This window comes from Bradyrhizobium sp. WSM4873 (assembly GCF_055811355.1).
The window spans coordinates 270,202-287,968 of the sequence record NZ_JBVVPS010000001.1 but is presented as its reverse complement, the minus strand read 5'-3'; the positions used below and the strand labels follow the sequence as shown (position 1 = coordinate 287,968).

The following is a 17,767-nucleotide window of genomic DNA, read 5'->3' as shown; positions in this document are numbered from 1 at the left end:
CAAACGAGCGCGAGGCTTACTTCTCGGTCTCTTCCGCAGCCGGCGCCGGCTCGGCGTCGTCCTGCTGGGCTTCGGGGTCGAAGAACTCGCCGGCGGCTGCGATCGCTTCGGCCGCAGCATCCCGGTCTTCGTTCCGGCTCGAGATGTCCTCGCCGCGGTTGATGCGCTCGGCCTCGTCCTGGCTGCGCGCCACGGTGACGCTGATCTCGATCTCGACCTCGGGATGGATGGCGACCGTGATGGTGTGCTTGCCGATGGTCTTGATCGGCGCGTCGAGCTGAACCTGCGGGCGGGACAGTGAAACGCCGTCGGCTTCGAACGCCACGACGATGTCGCGCACGTTGACCGAGCCGAACAGTTGGCCGGCTTCCGAAGCCTGACGGATCACGATGATGTTCTTGCCCTGGATCTTCTCGGCGACCTTGGACGCCTCGCCCTTGGACTCAAGGTTGCGAGCCTCGAGCTCGGCCTTCATGCCGTCGTACTTGGCACGATTGTCGGCGGTGGCGCGCAGCGCCTTGCCGCGCTTGAGCAGGAAATTGCGGGCATAGCCGTCGCGAACCTTCACGACTTCGCCCATGTGACCGAGCTTGTTGACGCGTTCCAGCAAAATGACTTCCATATTCGTTCTCCTTTGATGTGCTGAGTGAGGTGGAATTTCGAACTTGAACTTTCGGACTTGAACTCAAGAGGTCGGCAGCGGCGGTGGCTGGCGCGTACGAAGAAAGCGTTCGCGGAGGCCGAACACGGCATCCGCGAGGCCGAGGATCACCATCGCGATGACGGGCCATCCGAACACGACCACGACGGCGTAGGTCGAGCCGAGCCAGAAGGTGCGGCTCTTCAGCGCCAGCGTCAGCGTATGCAGCACGGCAAAGCCGGTCAGCGCATATCCCATCATCAGCGCAGCCGTCGCGATTTGCGCCACGATCGCAAGCAGTCCGCCGGTGAAGCAGAAGGCGAGCGCGATGCAGAGCGCCACGAGCGTCATCGGCGGCAGCTCCGCCGTCATCAGGTCCGGCCAGGGGCGCCGCAGCCGGCCCGACGTCGCCGTCACCTTGGTGCTGAGCCAGAGGTTGAGGGTCAGCGTCATCATCGCAACGATGGTGGCACCGGCCGGCAAGATACGCACCAGTGCGCCGACGAATTGGTCGGTCTCGCCGGAGCTCTGCGGGTCGGCGGCGCGGAGGAGGCGCATCAAGCCACGGCGCAGCGTGCCGGTGATGGTCTCGGCGTCGGTGCCGATCGTGAGCAGCGCGGCGATCGTGGTCAGTGTGGCGAAGCCCGCGATCCACAGCAGGATGCGGCCGACCGGATACCACTCGAGCGCAGGCCCGGTGGGCAGCTCGGCGGCGGGCTCCGGCGCGGCGGGTCCCACCGGCCGGCTGAGCAGGACGAGATGGCCGAGCCACCAGGCCGGCAATGCGACGGTGACGGCGAAGGCGATGCAGTAGGGCAGGCCGAACAGGGCGCCAAGGCCAAGGGCGGCGGCGATGCCGCCGAGGCTCGCGCAAAGCGGTCCCCAGCCGATCGAAGCGACCATCAGCGGCAGCGGTGCGAGATAGAACAGGACGAGCGAGATCAGCGCGCCCGAAATGATCGAGGCGAACATCAAGGCCGACGCAGCGCCGGCGATCAGGGCTATCAGTCCAAAGGCCATCATCAGCTGTCCCGCTCCCTTCGAGCGGTTAGAGGCATCTCGCCCCAACCATCGGCGACCGGACGACCCGGAAGCCTTATGAAAAACTAGGTCGTTCGGCCGGCGGCTATGTCGCCGCCGGCCGAATTCGTCTTAGCGAATGACGTAGGGCAGCAGGCCCAGGAACCGCGCGCGCTTGATGGCGCGGGCAAGCTCACGCTGCTTCTTCGCGGACACCGCGGTGATGCGGCTCGGCACGATCTTGCCGCGCTCGGAGACGTAACGCATCAGCAGCTTGGAGTCCTTGTAGTCGATCTTCGGAGCATTCGCGCCCGTGAACGGGCAGCTCTTGCGGCGACGGAAAAACGGGCGGCGTGCACCAGCTTCAGCCATTGTTCTTACTCCCCATCCGTCGTGGTGGTGGTGGTTTCAACGTCTTCGCGCGGACGGCGCGGACCGCGGTCACCGCGGAAGCCGCCGCCTTCACGATCGCCACCACGGAAACCACCCTCGCGGTCGCCACGGAAGCCACCGCCTTCGCGATCGCCGCGGAAGCCGCCGCCACGGTCGTCACGCTCGCGGTCACGGTCGGCCTTGCGCATCATCGCGGACGGACCTTCCTCGAGCTCCTCGACGCGGACGCTGAGATAGCGGATCACGTCTTCGCTGATGCGCTCCTGGCGCTCGATCTCGGCGATCGCCGAGGACGGCGCGTCGATGTTGAGCAGCACGAAATGCGCCTTGCGGTTCTTGTTCATGCGGTAGGTGAGGGAGCGTACGCCCCAATTCTCGGTCTTGGTGACCTTGCCGCCGAGACCCTCGACGATGCCGGTCATCTGCGCAGTCAGCTCTTCGACCTGCTGGGTGCTCGCGTCTTGGCGCGCGAGAAAAACATGCTCATAGAGAGCCATGGAAGTCCTTTCCTCATGTTGGCGCATCGCCCGGCGTCAAGCCCTTAAGAGGCCTTCGGAAAGGACTCTGGGATTAAGCTCAGAAGGCGGAAACACGGGACGACGGGCCGACTGGCCCTGCCACACCAAAATCACGAATGATTTGCTGAGACCGTCCGTTCAGCTCCCGGCCGGGGTCTGCGGATGGGCGCGTTATACGGATTTCGGCCGACTTGGCAAGGTTGCAGGCGCCGTTTTCGGCGCGGGGTCCCGATGCGGAGTGGATCCCCCGCCGGCTACCATACCGGCTTGATTTGTTTGTTTGTATATCATACAAATAAGTCAACGGGAGCGAAACCCAATGGCAGAAAAGCCGGCCCACGAGCCGATCGAGGCGGCAGGCGACCCCAAGCACGCCGCCCGCGCCACGCGGTCGGCCGGTCGCAAAATGCGCTCGCTGCTGCTGGATGCCGCGAGCCCGCTGTTTCGGGAGCGGGGGCTGTCGGGTACAGCGATCGCCGACATCGCAGCCGCTGCGAACGCGTTCCCGAGCCAGATCACCTATTACTTCCGCACCAAGGAGGCGCTGTTCGTCGAATGCGCCTGCCGCGAGCTGCTGTATCTGGCGCGAGCGACCGAGCAGGCGGCGCTGAAAGCGCGCACGCCGCAGGATTATACCCGCGCGCTGGCCGAGACCGTCACGGCGAGCGATTCGGTAGCCTTCTTCGCCGAGGCGCTGACGCTGACGCGGCGGCGCCAGGATCTCGCGCCGCTGGTCGAGCGCACCATCGAGCGCCTGCACAGTGAAGGTGCGCGGGCCTATGCGAGCCAGGTCGCGCGGCACGGCTGGCGCTCCCTGCGCGCACCCGATGAGAGTTCGCGGCGGTTCTGGGCCGTCGCCATCGGAATCATCCTCGAGGGTTACGCCATGGGCCGGTCGCCAGAGGCGCTATGCGCCGAGATGCTGCGCGTGCTGGGCGAACAGGCGAAATCCGAGCATGACGCTGCGCGCCTGCGCCTCGTCGACGCGCGCGACGCCTCAAGCCATTCGAATGAGGAGAGTTAGGCCATGACTGCGCTTCGCATGCGTGCCCGCGATTTCCTGACCGACGACCAGCTTGCCGACGTGCGCCGGCGCGTGACCTGGAAAGGCGTCGCGCTGATCGCGCACGCCTGGGCGCTCATCATCGCCGCAATCGCCTTGGTCGCGTGGTGGCCCAATCCGATCACCTATATTGTCGCCGTCGCTATCATCGGCTCGCGCCAGCTCGGGCTCGCGATCCTCATGCATGACGGCGCGCATGGCTGCCTGTCCGCCGACGAGAAAACCAATCTGACCTTGAGCCAGTGGTTCTGCGCCTATCCTCTGTTTGCGGAGACGCGCAGCTACCGGCGCTATCATCTTCAGCATCATGCGCGCACGCAGCAGGAGGGTGATCCCGACCTCGTGCTTTCGGCGCCATTTCCCATCACGAAGCTGAGCTATCGCCGCAAGTTCATTCGCGACCTCACCGGGCAGACCGGCTACCAGCAGCGCAAGGCGCAGTTGCTCAATGCGCTCGGTCCGAAGGACTGGCCGTTGCGACAGCGCGCGGCGCATTTTTGGGAGAAGCTTGGGCCCCAATCTCTGGTCAATGGCGCGATGTTCGCAGCGCTCACGGCGGCCGGCGTATGGTGGGCCTATCCGCTGCTATGGCTGGTGCCGCTCCTGACCTGGATGATGGTCATCACCCGCATCCGCAACATCGCCGAGCACGCGGTCGTGCCCGACAGCAGCGATCCCTTGCGGAACACCCGCACCACCTACGCCAACTTCCTCGAGCGTCTGTTCATCGCGCCGTATTACGTGAACTACCACCTCGAACATCATCTCCTGTTCTACGTGCCCTGCTACAATCTGCCGAAGGTGCACCGCCTGCTGAGCCAGAGCCGGTACGCGGATCGCATGGAGGTGCAGCCGAGTTACGTGGCCGTGCTGCGGCTTGCGACCGCGAAGCCGAACCGCGATGACCGGCCGGGGCAATTGGTCAACAGCGCGCGCCGCGCGCAGGCGGGGTCCGAGGTCGACGCCAACCAGACGGCCGGCGGATTTTAGGGACCCGTCTCTCCAGTTGAAGGCTGCCGGTTGAAGGCTGGTCGAAGTTCCTATCTTGGCTTGACATTCCGGCCCCGGACAGTGTCTACGGCCCCCTTTGGAGCATGATCCGGAACCATGGCCTAAGGCCGTGTGTCATCGGCTGCCGGTTCTCGCAGGGATCACGCCCGACAAGCAGGGAGCGCCGATGACGGCAGCATTCACATTTCCGGGGCAGGGTTCCCAGGCGGTCGGCATGGGCAAGGCCATGGCCGATGCCTTTCCGGTGGCGCGCGCCGTGTTCGACGAGGTCGACGCCGCGCTAGGGGAGAAGCTGACTGCGACCATCTGGGATGGTCCGGCTGAAACCCTCCAGCTCACCCAAAACGCCCAGCCGGCCCTGATGGCCGTGTCCGTCGCCACCCTGCGGGTGCTGGAGGCCGAAGCCGGGTTTTCCGTGGGGCGGGATGCGGCCTTCGTCGCCGGCCACTCGCTCGGTGAATATTCGGCGCTGGCCGCGGCCGGCAGCCTGACCATTTCCGACACCGCGCGGCTGCTTCGCATCCGCGGTCTCGCAATGCAAAAAGCCGTGCCGGTCGGCGTCGGTGCGATGGCCGCTCTGCTCGGCCTCGACTACGAGGCCGCCGTGGCGGTGGCGGACGAGGCCGCTCAGGGGCAGGTCTGCCAGGCCGCCAACGACAATGGCGGCGGACAAGTGGTCGTTTCCGGCGACAAGGCCGCGGTCGATCGCGCCGTCGAGATCGCCAAAACCAGGGGCGCCAAGCGCGCGATGTTGCTGCCGGTGTCCGCGCCGTTCCATTGCAAGCTGATGCAGCCGGCTGCCGACGCGATGGCGGAGGCGCTGGCCGAGGTCACGATCAAGGCGCCGGCGGCCCCGTTGGTGTCGAACGTGCTGGCGAGCGCGATCACCGATCCCGACGAGATCCGCCGCCGCCTGGTCGAGCAGGTCACCGGTACCGTGCGCTGGCGCGAGTCGGTCGCCTATATGGCGGGGCAGGGCGTCACGCGTTTCTTCGAGATCGGTGCCGGCAAGGTGCTGACCGGCCTCGTCAAGCGTATTGCGGACGGTGCCGTCGGCGTTGCGGTCGGTGGTCCCAACGACATTGCTGCCGCCAAGGATGCATTGGCCGCTGCCAAGCAGGCCTGAGGCGCGATAATTCGTCGTCGCGCGCGAGTTCTTTAGTTGACGCACGATCCTTTCGGAAAACCGCTGCGCACTTTTCCGGATCGTGCCTTGGAGGAGTTATCGATGTTCGATTTGACTGGCAAAAAGGCGCTCGTCACCGGCGCAACCGGCGGCATCGGCGGCGCGATCGCGCAGGCGCTGCACGCGCAGGGCGCCACCGTTGCGATATCAGGCACGCGCAAGGAAGTGCTGGATGAGCTTGCCGGCAAGCTCGGCGAGCGCACCCATGTGCTGCCCTGCAATCTCTCCAAGGCCGACGAGGTCGAGGCGCTGGTGCCCGCCGCCGAAGCGGCGATGGGACAGGTCGACATCCTCGTCGCCAATGCCGGCATCACCCGCGACAATCTCTTCGTGCAGCTCCGTGACGAGGACTGGGAGGAGGTCATCAACATCAATTTGACCTCGACCTTCCGGCTTGCCCGCGCCGCCACCAAATTGATGATGCGCAAGCGCTTCGGCCGTATCATCGCCATCACCTCGGTTGTCGGCGTCACCGGCAACCCGGGGCAGGGCAATTATACCGCGTCGAAGGCGGGCCTGATCGGGATGATCAAGACGTTAGGTGCCGAATACGCCAAGCGTGGCGTCACCGCGAACTGCATCGCGCCCGGCTTCATCAAGACGCCGATGACCGATGCGCTCAACGACAAGCAGCGCGAAACGATTCTGACCAAGGTTCCGGCCAATCGCCTGGGCACGCCAGAGGACATCGCGGCGGCCGCCGTCTACCTGAGTTCGAACGAAGCGGCCTATGTCACCGGCCAAACCATCCACGTCAACGGCGGCATGGCCATGATCTGACGCTTCATGCCGCACCGCCCCCTGGCGGTGCGGAATGCGGCAAACGGCCGTTTCCGGAGCGAAATGAGGCTTGTAGTCAACGCAATTGAAGTATGATAACCGGACCTTCAACGGATGGGCAAAGAACGCCATTGCAGGTTTTTGAAACCCTGTATATTGGCGATGCGGAGCCTTGGCCGTCATTCGCCGGGCCTGCATCGGTTAGGATGGGGCCAGATCAAAGTTCGTAGGCGAAGGCAGTCAACGACCACGACGGCTCGTATCGTCCCGGGGGGTCGGGTCTACAGGGAACAACACGAGGTTATGCAATGAGTGAGATTGGCGAGCGGGTTAAGAAGATCGTGGTCGAACACCTTGGTGTTGAACCCGAGAAGGTTGTCGACGCTGCGAGCTTCATCGACGACCTCGGCGCCGACAGTCTGGACACCGTCGAGCTGGTGATGGCGTTCGAAGAGGAATTCGGTTGCGAGATTCCGGACGACGCCGCGGAGACGATTCTCACCGTCGGCGACGCCACCAAGTTTCTCGAGAAGAACGCGAAGAGCTAAGGCTCTTCATTTTCGCGGGGACAACATTGAAACCGGACGGACCGCCCAACAGCGGTCAGCCGGTTTCTTGTTATTGGCCGTGAATCTTTCGATGCGGAGTTTTCGAATATGAGGCGGGTTGTCGTCACGGGTCTTGGCATGGTTTCGCCACTCGGCTGCGGTGTCGAGCCGACCTGGAAACGCATCCTCGACGGCCAAAGCGGCGCACGCAAAATCGAGAGCTTCGATGTCTCCGATCTTCAGACCAAGATCGGCTGCACGGTCGTGCGCGGCGACGGCACCAACGACACTTTCAATCCCGATATCTGGATGGAGCCGAAGGACCAGCGCAAGGTCGACGACTTCATCATCTTCGGCATGGCCGCAGCCGGCCAGGCGCTCGATGATGCCAACTGGCACCCCGAGACCGAAGAGGACAAATGTGCAACCGGCACCATGATCGGATCCGGCATCGGCGGCCTCAACGGCATCGCCGAGACCGCGGTCCTGTTGAAGGAGCGCGGGCCGCGCCGGGTCTCGCCGTTCTTCATTCCGGGCCGCTTGATCAATCTCGCCTCCGGCTATGTCTCGATCAAGCATGGGCTGAAGGGGCCGAACCATTCGGTGGTCACGGCCTGCTCGACCGGCGCTCACGCGGTCGGCGATGCCGCCCGCCTGATCGCGCTCGGCGATGCCGACGTCATGGTTGCCGGCGGCGCGGAATCGCCGATCGGCCGCATCGGCATTGCCGGCTTCAACGCCGCGCGTGCGCTCTCGACAGCCTTCAACGAAACGCCGGAGAAGGCCTCGCGCCCCTACGACAAGGACCGCGACGGCTTCGTCATGGGCGAGGGCGCCGGCGTTCTGGTCCTGGAAGAGCTCGAACACGCCAAGCGCCGCGGCGCGAAGATCTATGCCGAGGTGATCGGCTACGGTCTTTCGGGCGATGCCTATCACATCACCTCGCCGTCACCCGACGGCGACGGCGGCTTCCGCAGCATGGCGGCGGCGCTCAAGCGCGCCGGCCTCACCGCGTCCGATCTCGACTACATCAACGCGCACGGCACCTCGACACCGCTCGGTGACGAGATCGAGCTCGGTGCCGTTGAACGTCTGCTCGGCAATGCCGCTTCCAAGGTCGCGATGTCCTCGACCAAGTCGTCGACCGGTCACCTCCTGGGTGCGGCCGGCGCGATCGAGGCGATCTTCGCCATTCTCGCGATTCGCGATAATGTTGTGCCGCCGACCATCAACCTGGACAATCCGTCGGTCGAGACTGCGATCGATCTGGTGCCGCATCAGGCGAAGAAGCGCGAGGTCAACGTCGCGTTGTCGAATTCTTTTGGTTTTGGCGGTACCAACGCATCGGTCGTCTTCCGGCGTCTGGTCCACTAGTTTGTTGTTGCGACGAATCCACCGTTTTGCCGTATTCGGCGATAGTCATGGAAGCGGGCGCGTGCATTTGGCTCGGCAAGCGATTGTCAGGTCGCGATTGAACCGGCAGGATTCAGGTTGCTTCGATGAGTGAAAGGCCGCCCATTTCGCCCCGGAGCCCGCGGGCAGCGCTCGAGCCCGAGCAGGTCCCGCCGCCGCCGAAGCGATCGGATCGCGCGCGCAATCCCTTCGTGATCGTCGGCAACGCCATCATCACCCTGCTGCTGATTGCGATGATCGGCGCGGGCGGCGCGTACTATTACGGCCGACAGGTGCTCGAGGCGCCGGGACCGCTGAAGGAAGACAAGATCGTCAACATCCCGCAGCGCGCCGGCAAGCGTGACATCGCCGAGACGCTGAACCGCGAAGGCGTGACCGACGTCAATCCGTGGGCGTTCATTGCCAGCGTCGCTGCGTTGAAGGCGAGCTCGGACCTCAAGCCCGGCGAATACTCGTTCCAGAAGAACGCATCCTTGCGCGACGTGATTGCCACCATCGTCGAGGGCAAGGTGGTGCAGCATGCCGTGACGATCCCGGAGGGCCTGACCTCCGAGCAGATCGTGGCGCGGCTCTCCGACAACGACATCTTCACCGGCAGCGTGCGTGAGCTGCCGCGGGAAGGCACGCTGCTGCCCGAGACCTACAAGTTCCCGCGCGGCACCCCGCGCGATCAGGTGATCCAACGCATGCAGCAGGCGCACAAGCGCGTGCTGACCGAGATCTGGGAGCGCCGCAGTCAGGACATTCCGGTCAAGAGTCCGGAGCAATTGGTGACGCTGGCCTCGATCGTGGAGAAGGAGACCGGCAAGCCGGACGAGCGCAGCCGCGTCGCCGCGGTGTTCGTCAATCGCCTGAAGCAGAGGATCAAGCTGCAGTCCGATCCCACGATCATCTATGGCCTCGTCGGGGGCAAGGGCACGCTCGGTCGTCCGATCAAGCGCAGCGAGATCACGCAGCCCTCGCCCTACAACACCTATGTCATCGAGGGCCTGCCACCGGGCCCGATCTCCAATCCCGGCCGGGCCTCGCTCGAGGCTGCCGCCAACCCGGCCCGCACCCGCGATCTCTATTTCGTTGCCGACGGCACCGGCGGGCATTCCTTCACCGAGACCTACGACGCGCACCAGAAGAACGTCGCCAAGCTGCGCGCGATGGAAAAGCAGATTCAGAACGACACGGTCGAGCCGGCCGAGGACGCGCAGGCACCCGCCGCCGCCGCGCCCGGTACCGCCGATACGCCGACGGCGACCACGCCGGCCCGCCCCAACCAGCAGAAAAAGCCGCCGGCCGCTCGCCCCGCGGGTCCGCCGCCGGCCCGGCAAGGCGCGGTGCAGCCCTCGCCCCCGGTGGTCCAGCGCTAGGCCAGGTGCAGACCTGCCCCGCGGGACTTTGCGGATTACATTTTCCTGCAAAATAGTCTTAAGATTCGCGTGGCTTGATGGCCGCGCGAATCCCGAGCTTCTGGAGAAATTGACCTGATGGCGTTGTCGTCCATGACCGGCTTTGCCCGAAGCCACGGCGCGAGCGGGCCGTATACGTTCGAATGGGAATTGAAGTCGGTCAATGCCAAGGGCTTTGATCTCAGGGTGCGGCTGCCGCAGGGGTTCGACGAACTCGAGGCTCATGCCAAGAAGCGCGCCGCCGAGCTGCTCTCGCGAGGCACGGTCTACGCCAATCTGACCGTCAAGCGCGCCAATGCGGCCACCAGCGTCCGCGTCAACGAGGACGTGCTCAACGCCGTCCTCAAGGCCGCCGCTGTGATCGCCGGCAAGGTCGATGCGGTCGCGCCGAGCGTCGACGGGCTTTTGGCCATCAAGGGTGTCATTGAGGTCGCCGAGCCCGAGGGCGACGAGGAAGAGGACAAGGCCGCGCGCGCCGCCGCCGCGGACGCCTTCGACAAGGCGCTCGCCGAACTCGTCCAGATGCGCAAGCGTGAGGGGACCTCGCTCGGGCAGATATTGATCCAGCGCGTGGACGAGGTCGAGCAGTTGGCGAAGAAGGCGGAGGCCGCGCCCGGCCGCAAGCCCGAGGCGATCAAGGCCAGGCTCGCCGAGCAGATCGCGAGCCTGCTCGACACTTCCGACCGTTTCGATTCCGACCGCCTGATGCAGGAAGCGATCCTGATTGCGACCAGGGCCGACATCCGCGAGGAGCTCGACCGCATCGCCTCGCACATCGCGCAGGCGCGCGAGCTGATCGGCAAGGGCGGCCCGGTCGGGCGCAAGCTCGACTTCCTGGCGCAGGAATTTCACCGCGAGGTCAACACCTGTTGCTCGAAGTCGAACGACATCGAGCTGACCAATACGGGGCTCGCCATGAAGAACGTGGTCGAGCAGTTCCGCGAGCAGGTCCAGAATCTGGAGTGATCGATGACGATTGGCGGTCACGGAACGGATGGTGTCGAGCGGCGCGGATTGATGTTCGTGCTGTCCTCGCCGTCGGGCGCGGGCAAGACGACGCTGTCGCGCATGTTGATCGACCGTATGCCCGGCCTTCGAATGTCGGTGTCGGCGACCACGCGGGCGATGCGGCCGGGCGAGGTCGACGGCAGGGACTATTCGTTCGTCGACAAGGCCACCTTCGAGGCGATGGCGAAGGCCGACCAGCTGCTGGAATGGGCGACCGTGTTCGACAACAGCTACGGCACGCCGCGTGCGCCGGTTGAGGCGGCGCTGTCAGCTGGGCAGGACGTGCTGTTCGACATCGACTGGCAGGGCACGCAGCAGCTCCGAGAGAAAGCACGCGCCGACGTCGTCAGCGTGTTCATCCTGCCGCCCTCGGCCGCCGATCTCGAGAAGCGGCTCCATTCGCGCGCGCAGGATTCCGACGAGGTGATCCGCAAGCGCATGAGCCGCGCCAGCCACGAGATGAGCCACTGGGCCGAGTACGACTACATCGTCATCAACCATGACGTCGACGAGGCCTTCGCCGAGGTACAGTCGATCCTGAAGGCCGAACGCCTCAAGCGCGAGCGGCAGACCGGCCTCGTGGGGTTCGTGCGAGGTCTGCAAGGCCAGCTTCAAGGTTAGGCTCCGTCAGCCGCGGCCCGTCCTTCGCCAGCCGTTCCAGCATCGTCGTGATCACGTCGATGTCGATGGCGTCCTCGGCTCCCGCATCTTCATCGCGACCGGCCGGCTCTTCGTCATTGACGCCGTTGGCCGCGAGCTGCGGCGCGGCCTCGATCTGGAATTCTCCGTTGAAGATGTCGGCATCGTCGAGCTCTGCGGCATCGTGGTGCGCTTGCGGTGCGCGCTCATCGATCACATCAATCTCGCGATCGATCGCGGCAAGCTGCGCGGTCTTGAGCTGGGCTGGCTGCGGACGCAGGGCATCGAAATCCACCGGGCGGGGCTGCCGAGCGTCCGGCGCGTCGGCGGGCGCTGCGTTGAGCCACGGCGCGCGGCCATCGTCGTGATCGTGCGGCTCAAAATTGTCCCAGTTGACGCGGCGCTGGTCGGCGGCCTGAACGCGGATGCGCCCACCGGCGAAGCGGTAGATGACGCTGGCGAGGATGCCGGCAAGCGCCAGTGCGCCGCCGATCACGAGCAGCAGCATCTGGAGCGAGCCGGTCTGCTTGTCGGCGGTGCTGTCTGCCGCGGCCAGAGCCATCGGAGCAGGGGACTTCGCCGGCTTCGCGGTCGGCTGCGCAGCGACCGCGGCAGGTGCAGGCGAGGGCTGCTCTGTGGGCGCGGCGGACGCCGTGGAGGCCTCGGGCCAGCGCGCGGCGACGTCGGGCTGCTGCGCGTTGGCGTCGGCGGCGGGGCTCGCAGCTTGTTGCGTCGGCGCAGGTCCCGCCTGTGCAGGCGTCTTCACCGTGGCGATGCTCTGGGGGGTCAGATATTCGGCGCGCGCGTCCTGGACCGAGTGCTGCTGCGGCACGGGTGTATCCGCTGCAGGCGTATCGGGCACAGCCTGTGCGGTTTGGGTGGCCTTGCCGCCTTCGGCGCGCAGATACCAGCACTGCCGCTTGGTCGCGCGCTCGAGGCGATAATGCCAATGCTGGCCCTGCGGGGCGGCGCCCTTTGGCGAGCCGAGGCAGTCGCTCGCGGCATTTGCCGTGCTCGGTGGCGTCGTTGCATTCTGCGACACGGCGGCAAGTGGCGCGCCGACAATGATGCTGCCCATAAGGGCGGATAAGAATTTTGCGGTGCGGTTGCCCATCCTGGTCTCCCGATTACGCATGACGCAACTCGTTACCTTCCCTTTGTCGTCAAAGACTTGGGTGGCAATGAGCCGCAAATCCGGAGAGGATGTGGCCTGAATCGGGCCTGCGCGGCGTTCGTTCCGCCGCGGAAGCAGACTTTTTCGCTGCTATTGCTTGGTCGAAGTCCAGGTTCCGCCGCAGCCGTCCGAGCGGCGGAAGGATCCGGAGCCACTGCGGGCAGCGAGGCGGCCGGAGCCGGTGAAGGTCACGCCGTCGCCTTGACCGAACGTGCTGACCGCGCCGCTCGCGCTGACGGTACCAGTGACGCCTTGGCCTATGACCTTGCCTGAGGAGACCACGACCGCGCCGGACGTGGTGCCGCCGCAGCCGACGCTGACGACCATCCAGGCGCCGTCGAAACTCCCGCCACCGCCACCACCCCCACCACCGCGTCGCGAGGAGCTGCGCGGCTCCTCGGCCGGCTTGCTGCGGCGCGCCGAGGGCGCCGGCTCGGCGGAACGGTCCGATCGCGAGCCGGACAGCGATTTCTCGTCATTGCCGATCGAGCCGCCGGCACTGCCGGACTGCGCAACGGCGGACGGTGGAGCGACGGTGACGGACAGGAATAAGGCCAGGGCAATCGCAGGGATGACGGCATTGCGCATGAGCAAAAATCCAAAAAATGAAAAATCGTATCAGCGGCCGGAGCCGTCGGCACAGACGGAACCGATAATGCGGCAAGCTTTGCCAGCCTTGCCGCATTCGTCAAGCGCGGCGTCTTTCGCGCGCTGCACGCTGTCGCGCTGGACCAGCGACCAGGATTTGTCGGAGATCGCGAACGCGCCGCAGCGGTTGCCATAGAAGGACAGTTCGATCGGACATTTGGCGCCGGCGCAATTGCCGCGCGCATCCGCTACCGCCGCGCGCCGCGAGGCGTGGTTCCAGGAGATGCCCCATTTGCCGCCGTCGGGCCCGTAGACGATCGAGCCCCATGGCTTCAGGTCCTCCATCTTGCGCATCCGCAGCAGAAGGCCCTCGGTGGCTTCGCCCGTCGGCGCCATGGAAATCCGCTGCTGGAGCTTCGTGATCGCGCGGGTCAGTCCATCGGGGCTGTCAGGATCGAAATTGAGCTCGTAGAGCCGCTCGCTGAGTTCGCTCAGCAGGGCGGCATCGCGCAAGGGGACGCGGTCCGGATCGGCGCGCAACCGATCCGCCGGAAGCACATCGGGCTGCATCGCTGCGACCTGCGGCGGCGCGGTTTGCGTCGGGGCTACGAAATAGAAGGTGCCGTCGATCGGGGAGGACGACACCCAGGGCTGCTGCGCGCCGGAGGTGGCGCGCTTCACGGCGAGGCCGACCTGATTGAAAGTCTGGAATACGTCGAGGCCCGCGGTCCGGACCGTCGCGGCCAATGCCTTGGTGTAGGGGCTGTGGCCGTCGCTGCCGTCCTGGGCGACGTTGCCGGGTTGCGTTGCGTAGGAGATCAGCGTGCCCTCAGGCGCGCGCATCTGCGCGAGGCCGCCATCTGAGGCGCGCAGGCCGCGCGAGCCGAAGGGGTTGTTGCGGCAGGCGTCCAGGATGACGAGGTTGAGCCGCGTGCCCGATCCCTGCATCTGGCGCAGCACGAGGTTGACGTCGGTCATCTGGAAGTCGACGTCGGCCTCGCGCGTCGGATTGGCGCCGACCGGCACGAGATAGTTGGCGCCCGAGACCTGCACGCCGTGGCCGGCATAATAGAACAGCGCGACGTCGGCGCCCTGCACCTGCCGGCCAAAGCTCTGCACCGCCAGGTCCATCGCGCCCTTGTCGAGATCGAGCCGGGCGCGGCCTCCGACCAGGGTGAAGCCGAGCAGGCCAAGCGTGTCCGCCATCAGGCTCGCGTCCCTGGATGGATTGTCGAGCGGCGTAATGTTCTTGTAGGCGGAGTTTCCGACCACGAGCGCGATGCGCTTCTCGGCCGATGCCGGGTGCGTGGCGACGACGAGCAGGGCTGCGACCAGCGTCGCCAGCCCCGGGACGCGATTGAAAATTCTCGCGCGCATCAAAATTCCCCAAAATAATGGCGTCAGTCTAACAGTCCGGCGCGCCGGCGAAAAGTGGTGCGACGGCGGGCAGCGGCGCAGGCCGCTCGAGCGCTTGCTGCCGATCCCGTCATCCTGAGGCGCGAGCCATGCGTCGCAACGCGACGTGTGGAGAGCCTCGAAGGATGAACGGCTGAGCCGCCAGCCGCCGTCGCCCTTCGAGGCCTCCGCTACCCTCCGGCACCTCAGAGCGACGGTGAAATAGAAGGGGCGCTCAATCCAGATTGCGAACGCGGCCGCGCGTTCCCGCGGCAGATTCTGCCCGAGCCTTGCTGCCGTTCATCGCCCAATGGAGGCCAAAGGGCGCAGGGAAGGCCGGGCGCCGGCGGCACCCGTTGGTCCGTGCGCTACGGGAGTGCACACGGGGTGGACCGATAGGGTGGCCGATCGCCCGGCCTTCCCTGCGCGGATGGTTTTAACGGTGTCCTTCGTGCTCTCCTCGGGGAGCGATGCACTATTGCCCCCGTCGCCCCGCCGATCGCTGATGCGCGCGCCCGGTTGGGCCGCCACATCACCGCGAGGCTTGACGCACAGACCCCGGGCGTCAGGACCACACGACTTCTCCGTCCACGGACGGTCCCGCCAAAATCGTCGAGGGCTTGCGTGTGCTCACCCCCGATGATCGACGAGCCCGCTCTCCAGCGCCGTGTCGTACGCGTCGAGTGAGGACTCACGGTTGCCCGCCCTGTCATCACGCCGCCCGCGCCGTCGCTGCCGCGTCCATCGCCACCCGGCCCGCATGTCGTGACGGTCGCGAACGCCCCTTTGGCAGGGCCAGGATGGCGCGTGTATGCCACAAATCCGAAATTCGGAAAAGTGAAATGTTTTTCTGCGGCGGGCTTGACGAGGTGTTTTGCCCGACGCCTCGCGGGTGCAGGCCTCTTGCGGCGAGAGGACTTGGGGCAAGCCCGGGGCCTCCTCGTGATCGCGAGCGCAGCGAAGCAATCAGAATCTTTCTGCGGCGGCAGTCTGGATTGCTTCGCTGCGCTCGCAATGACTCCGTGGACACAGCGTGCGCTATCCTTCCATCTCGTGTCCCGGACGCAGGCTGCTCGTTGGAGCGCCGGCGCGTCCCCCGAGTTGCCCGCTCCGCTTACGTCAGATAATCCGGCGTGAAATCCGCGAGCGCGCGGAGCTCGTCGGGTTGCAATAGCTCGATCTCGCTTCCCTCCCAAGCAATCAATCGGCGCCCTCTCAGCTCCTGGATGGTGCGATTGACGTGGACGATCGACAGTCCGCACGCATCGGCGACATGCCGCTGCGTCATCGGCATCTGGAAACGACCGCTCTTGACGAGGCCCACGACCTCCAGCCTTGCGGCGAGCTCGCAGATCAGATGCGCCACCTTTGGCAGCGCCGCCTGTGCGCCGAGGCGCGCAATCCATTGTCGCGAGATCGCCGCATCGATCAGCGTCTCGCGCCAGAACGCACGGGTCAGGTGAATGGAGCCGTCGAGCAGCTGCTTGAGTTGGCTGTGTGCGACGTAGCCGACGATGGTGGGGCCAAGACCGACGAGGTCCGCATCCATCGGCGAGACCAGCAGCGTGTGCAGGCACGGCATGTCGCCGGGAACGTGGAAGGCGAGGATCTGGCTGCGATCGCCGACGATGCGGGCCTGGTAGAGGAAGCCGCTGACGACGAAAACGCAACGAGAGGCATCTTCACCCTGGCGCAGCAGGATCTCGCCGTCGGAGACCTGGCGCAACGTGGACGGCAGACCCGCGATCTGGCGGCGTTCGTCTTCGGAGAGGCCTTCAATCGCCTGGAGATGTGCGATGAACTTCGGGTGCGGCATGGAGAGGAGGAGGTGTTTCAGTCGTCACGCGGCATCGCCGGCTCGAGCAGGCGTTGGGAGAGTTTTGCGATGGTCCAATCGGACACGGGAACCGCCTGGAACTCGCGGATGGCGCGCGCAAGCTCCTGATCCGACATCGGCCGCGCCGGCTCCTTCAACCTTCCATGCAGGAAGGCAGCGCGGATACTGTCCAGGTGCTCGCCCGAATCCGATGCGAACAGGTGGCGAATGCGTTTCAGGATCGTCGTAGGGCTCATGCGAATGGCGGGCGCAGTCCGCGATCGAGGGACGGGGAGTCGCGACCCAGTAATGTCGCAGACCGGTAGCAACCTGTGCTTCCGACTCGCGTTCTAGTCCGCTGTATGCGGGCCCGATGTATCATTTGATCGAACCGGCAGCATTTTTGGCGGGGCGCATGGAGCGTACACATGGAAAAAGCCCATGACGTGCTGATCCGGAACCTGGGCGAGCACACCGCACTCGCCCAGGAGGATGTCGCCGAAATTCGCGGGCTGACCTTTGTGCAGCGCGAGTTCGCGCCGAATGAGGATTTCATCCGTCAGGGTGACGAACCCGAGCATTCGGCGCTGGTCGTCTCCGGCATGATCGCGCGCTATCATCTGCTCGACAGCGGAAGGCGGCAATATCTCGCGTTCCATCTGTCTGGAGATCTGCCGGACTCCCAGGGACTGTTCATCGACCAGATGGACCATGGCCTCTGCGCCCTCGGGCCCGCCTCGGTGGCGTTCATCCCGCATCGCGAATTGCTCAACGCGTTTCGTCGGCGGCCGACCTTCGCGCTCTCGGTCTGGCGCGAGACCCTGCTCGATGCCGCGATCTTTCGCGAGGCCATCACCAACAACAGCGCCCGGCCGATGCACACGCGCATGGCACACCTGTTCTGCGAGCTGTTCTACCGCGCCCGCGCCGCGCAACTCGTTCGCGGCAATCGCTGCCGCCTGCCGATCAGCCTGGCGCAGCTCGGCGAGACGCTGGGCATGGCGATCGCGACGGTGAACCGGACGCTCGCCGACCTCAGGCGGAGCGGGACCATGGACATGCGCGACGGCGAGCTGATCGTCCTGAAATGGCGCGAACTGCAGCGGCTCGGAGGCTTCAGTCCGACCTATCTGCACTTGAAGCGCCAATCGCCGCCGCATGCGTGAGACCTTAAA

Annotated in this window: 19 protein-coding genes; 10 read left to right on the top strand and 9 right to left on the bottom strand. The window is 65.6% G+C overall.

The genetic code is table 11. The annotated features are described in order from the left end of the window. Positions 1-16 precede the first annotated feature (16 nt). The 4 genes from rplI to rpsF all read right to left on the bottom strand — a co-directional run bounded on the left by rplI (position 17) and on the right by rpsF (position 2,550). A complete protein-coding gene (gene rplI / locus AC0L21_RS01390) occupies positions 17-622 on the bottom strand; it encodes a 50S ribosomal protein L9 (RefSeq protein WP_007592024.1) in 606 nt (201 codons plus the stop codon). Positions 623-685: 63 nt separating this feature from the next. Next, positions 686-1,663 carry a hypothetical protein gene (locus tag AC0L21_RS01385; RefSeq protein WP_473257229.1) on the bottom strand — a complete coding sequence of 326 codons (978 nt, stop codon included), beginning with the start codon at positions 1,661-1,663 and terminating at the stop codon, positions 686-688. 129 nt (positions 1,664-1,792) lie between these two features. Further along, a complete protein-coding gene (gene rpsR, locus AC0L21_RS01380; RefSeq protein WP_007592020.1) occupies positions 1,793-2,032 on the bottom strand; it encodes a 30S ribosomal protein S18 in 240 nt (79 codons plus the stop codon). A gap of 5 nt (positions 2,033-2,037) precedes the next feature. Further along, the gene (gene rpsF / locus AC0L21_RS01375; protein ID WP_473257227.1) at positions 2,038-2,550 is read right to left on the bottom strand and encodes a 30S ribosomal protein S6; all 513 of its coding nucleotides are present in this window, start codon (positions 2,548-2,550) and stop codon (positions 2,038-2,040) included. A 340-nt stretch (positions 2,551-2,890) separates the two neighbouring features. Here rpsF and AC0L21_RS01370 point away from each other — a divergent pair, with 340 nt between their 5' ends. The 9 genes from AC0L21_RS01370 to gmk all read left to right on the top strand — a co-directional run bounded on the left by AC0L21_RS01370 (position 2,891) and on the right by gmk (position 11,601). Further along, a complete protein-coding gene (locus tag AC0L21_RS01370) occupies positions 2,891-3,595 on the top strand; it encodes a TetR/AcrR family transcriptional regulator C-terminal domain-containing protein (RefSeq protein WP_473257223.1) in 705 nt (234 codons plus the stop codon). A gap of 3 nt (positions 3,596-3,598) precedes the next feature. Then, on the top strand, positions 3,599-4,624 hold the full coding sequence (locus AC0L21_RS01365) for a fatty acid desaturase family protein (RefSeq protein WP_473257220.1): 1,026 nt from the start codon (positions 3,599-3,601) through the stop codon (positions 4,622-4,624). Between the two features lie 187 nt (positions 4,625-4,811). Then, positions 4,812-5,771, top strand: a complete 960-nt coding sequence (gene fabD, locus AC0L21_RS01360) for an ACP S-malonyltransferase (protein WP_473257218.1) — start codon at positions 4,812-4,814, stop codon at positions 5,769-5,771. Positions 5,772-5,873: 102 nt separating this feature from the next. Then, positions 5,874-6,611 (top strand): 3-oxoacyl-[acyl-carrier-protein] reductase, encoded by a 738-nt coding sequence (gene fabG / locus AC0L21_RS01355; protein ID WP_007592006.1) that lies wholly within the window; start codon positions 5,874-5,876, stop codon positions 6,609-6,611. A gap of 308 nt (positions 6,612-6,919) precedes the next feature. Then, complete coding sequence (locus tag AC0L21_RS01350) at positions 6,920-7,159, top strand: acyl carrier protein (protein ID WP_006020277.1); 240 nt, start codon at positions 6,920-6,922, stop codon at positions 7,157-7,159. Between the two features lie 108 nt (positions 7,160-7,267). Next, complete coding sequence (gene fabF / locus AC0L21_RS01345; RefSeq protein WP_473257213.1) at positions 7,268-8,533, top strand: beta-ketoacyl-ACP synthase II; 1,266 nt, start codon at positions 7,268-7,270, stop codon at positions 8,531-8,533. A 125-nt stretch (positions 8,534-8,658) separates the two neighbouring features. Beyond that, positions 8,659-9,933, top strand: a complete 1,275-nt coding sequence (gene mltG / locus AC0L21_RS01340) for an endolytic transglycosylase MltG (RefSeq protein ID WP_473257208.1) — start codon at positions 8,659-8,661, stop codon at positions 9,931-9,933. Positions 9,934-10,050: 117 nt separating this feature from the next. Continuing rightward, on the top strand, positions 10,051-10,938 hold the full coding sequence (locus AC0L21_RS01335) for a YicC/YloC family endoribonuclease (RefSeq protein ID WP_473257206.1): 888 nt from the start codon (positions 10,051-10,053) through the stop codon (positions 10,936-10,938). 3 nt (positions 10,939-10,941) lie between these two features. Further along, positions 10,942-11,601, top strand: coding sequence for a guanylate kinase (gene gmk / locus AC0L21_RS01330; RefSeq protein WP_473257204.1), 660 nt, complete (start codon positions 10,942-10,944; stop codon positions 11,599-11,601). Here gmk and AC0L21_RS01325 read toward each other — a convergent pair. The 5 genes from AC0L21_RS01325 to AC0L21_RS01305 form a co-directional block, all read right to left on the bottom strand. Next, positions 11,534-12,733, bottom strand: coding sequence for a hypothetical protein (locus tag AC0L21_RS01325; RefSeq protein ID WP_473257202.1), 1,200 nt, complete (start codon positions 12,731-12,733; stop codon positions 11,534-11,536). The two genes, gmk and AC0L21_RS01325, sit on opposite strands and share 68 nt — an antisense overlap. 150 nt (positions 12,734-12,883) lie before the next feature. Further along, a complete protein-coding gene (locus AC0L21_RS01320; protein WP_473257199.1) occupies positions 12,884-13,381 on the bottom strand; it encodes a hypothetical protein in 498 nt (165 codons plus the stop codon). A 30-nt stretch (positions 13,382-13,411) separates the two neighbouring features. Further along, positions 13,412-14,758: a caspase family protein gene (locus AC0L21_RS01315; protein WP_473257197.1), complete on the bottom strand. Its 1,347-nt coding sequence runs from the start codon at positions 14,756-14,758 to the stop codon at positions 13,412-13,414. A gap of 1,132 nt (positions 14,759-15,890) precedes the next feature. Next, positions 15,891-16,592 carry a Crp/Fnr family transcriptional regulator gene (locus tag AC0L21_RS01310; RefSeq protein WP_473257194.1) on the bottom strand — a complete coding sequence of 234 codons (702 nt, stop codon included), beginning with the start codon at positions 16,590-16,592 and terminating at the stop codon, positions 15,891-15,893. Positions 16,593-16,609: 17 nt separating this feature from the next. Then, on the bottom strand, positions 16,610-16,849 hold the full coding sequence (locus AC0L21_RS01305; protein WP_473257192.1) for a hypothetical protein: 240 nt from the start codon (positions 16,847-16,849) through the stop codon (positions 16,610-16,612). Positions 16,850-17,020: 171 nt separating this feature from the next. Between AC0L21_RS01305 and AC0L21_RS01300 the strand changes: the two genes are divergently transcribed. Then, positions 17,021-17,758: a Crp/Fnr family transcriptional regulator gene (locus AC0L21_RS01300; RefSeq protein WP_473257189.1), complete on the top strand. Its 738-nt coding sequence runs from the start codon at positions 17,021-17,023 to the stop codon at positions 17,756-17,758. The last annotated feature ends 9 nt before the right edge of the window (positions 17,759-17,767 follow it).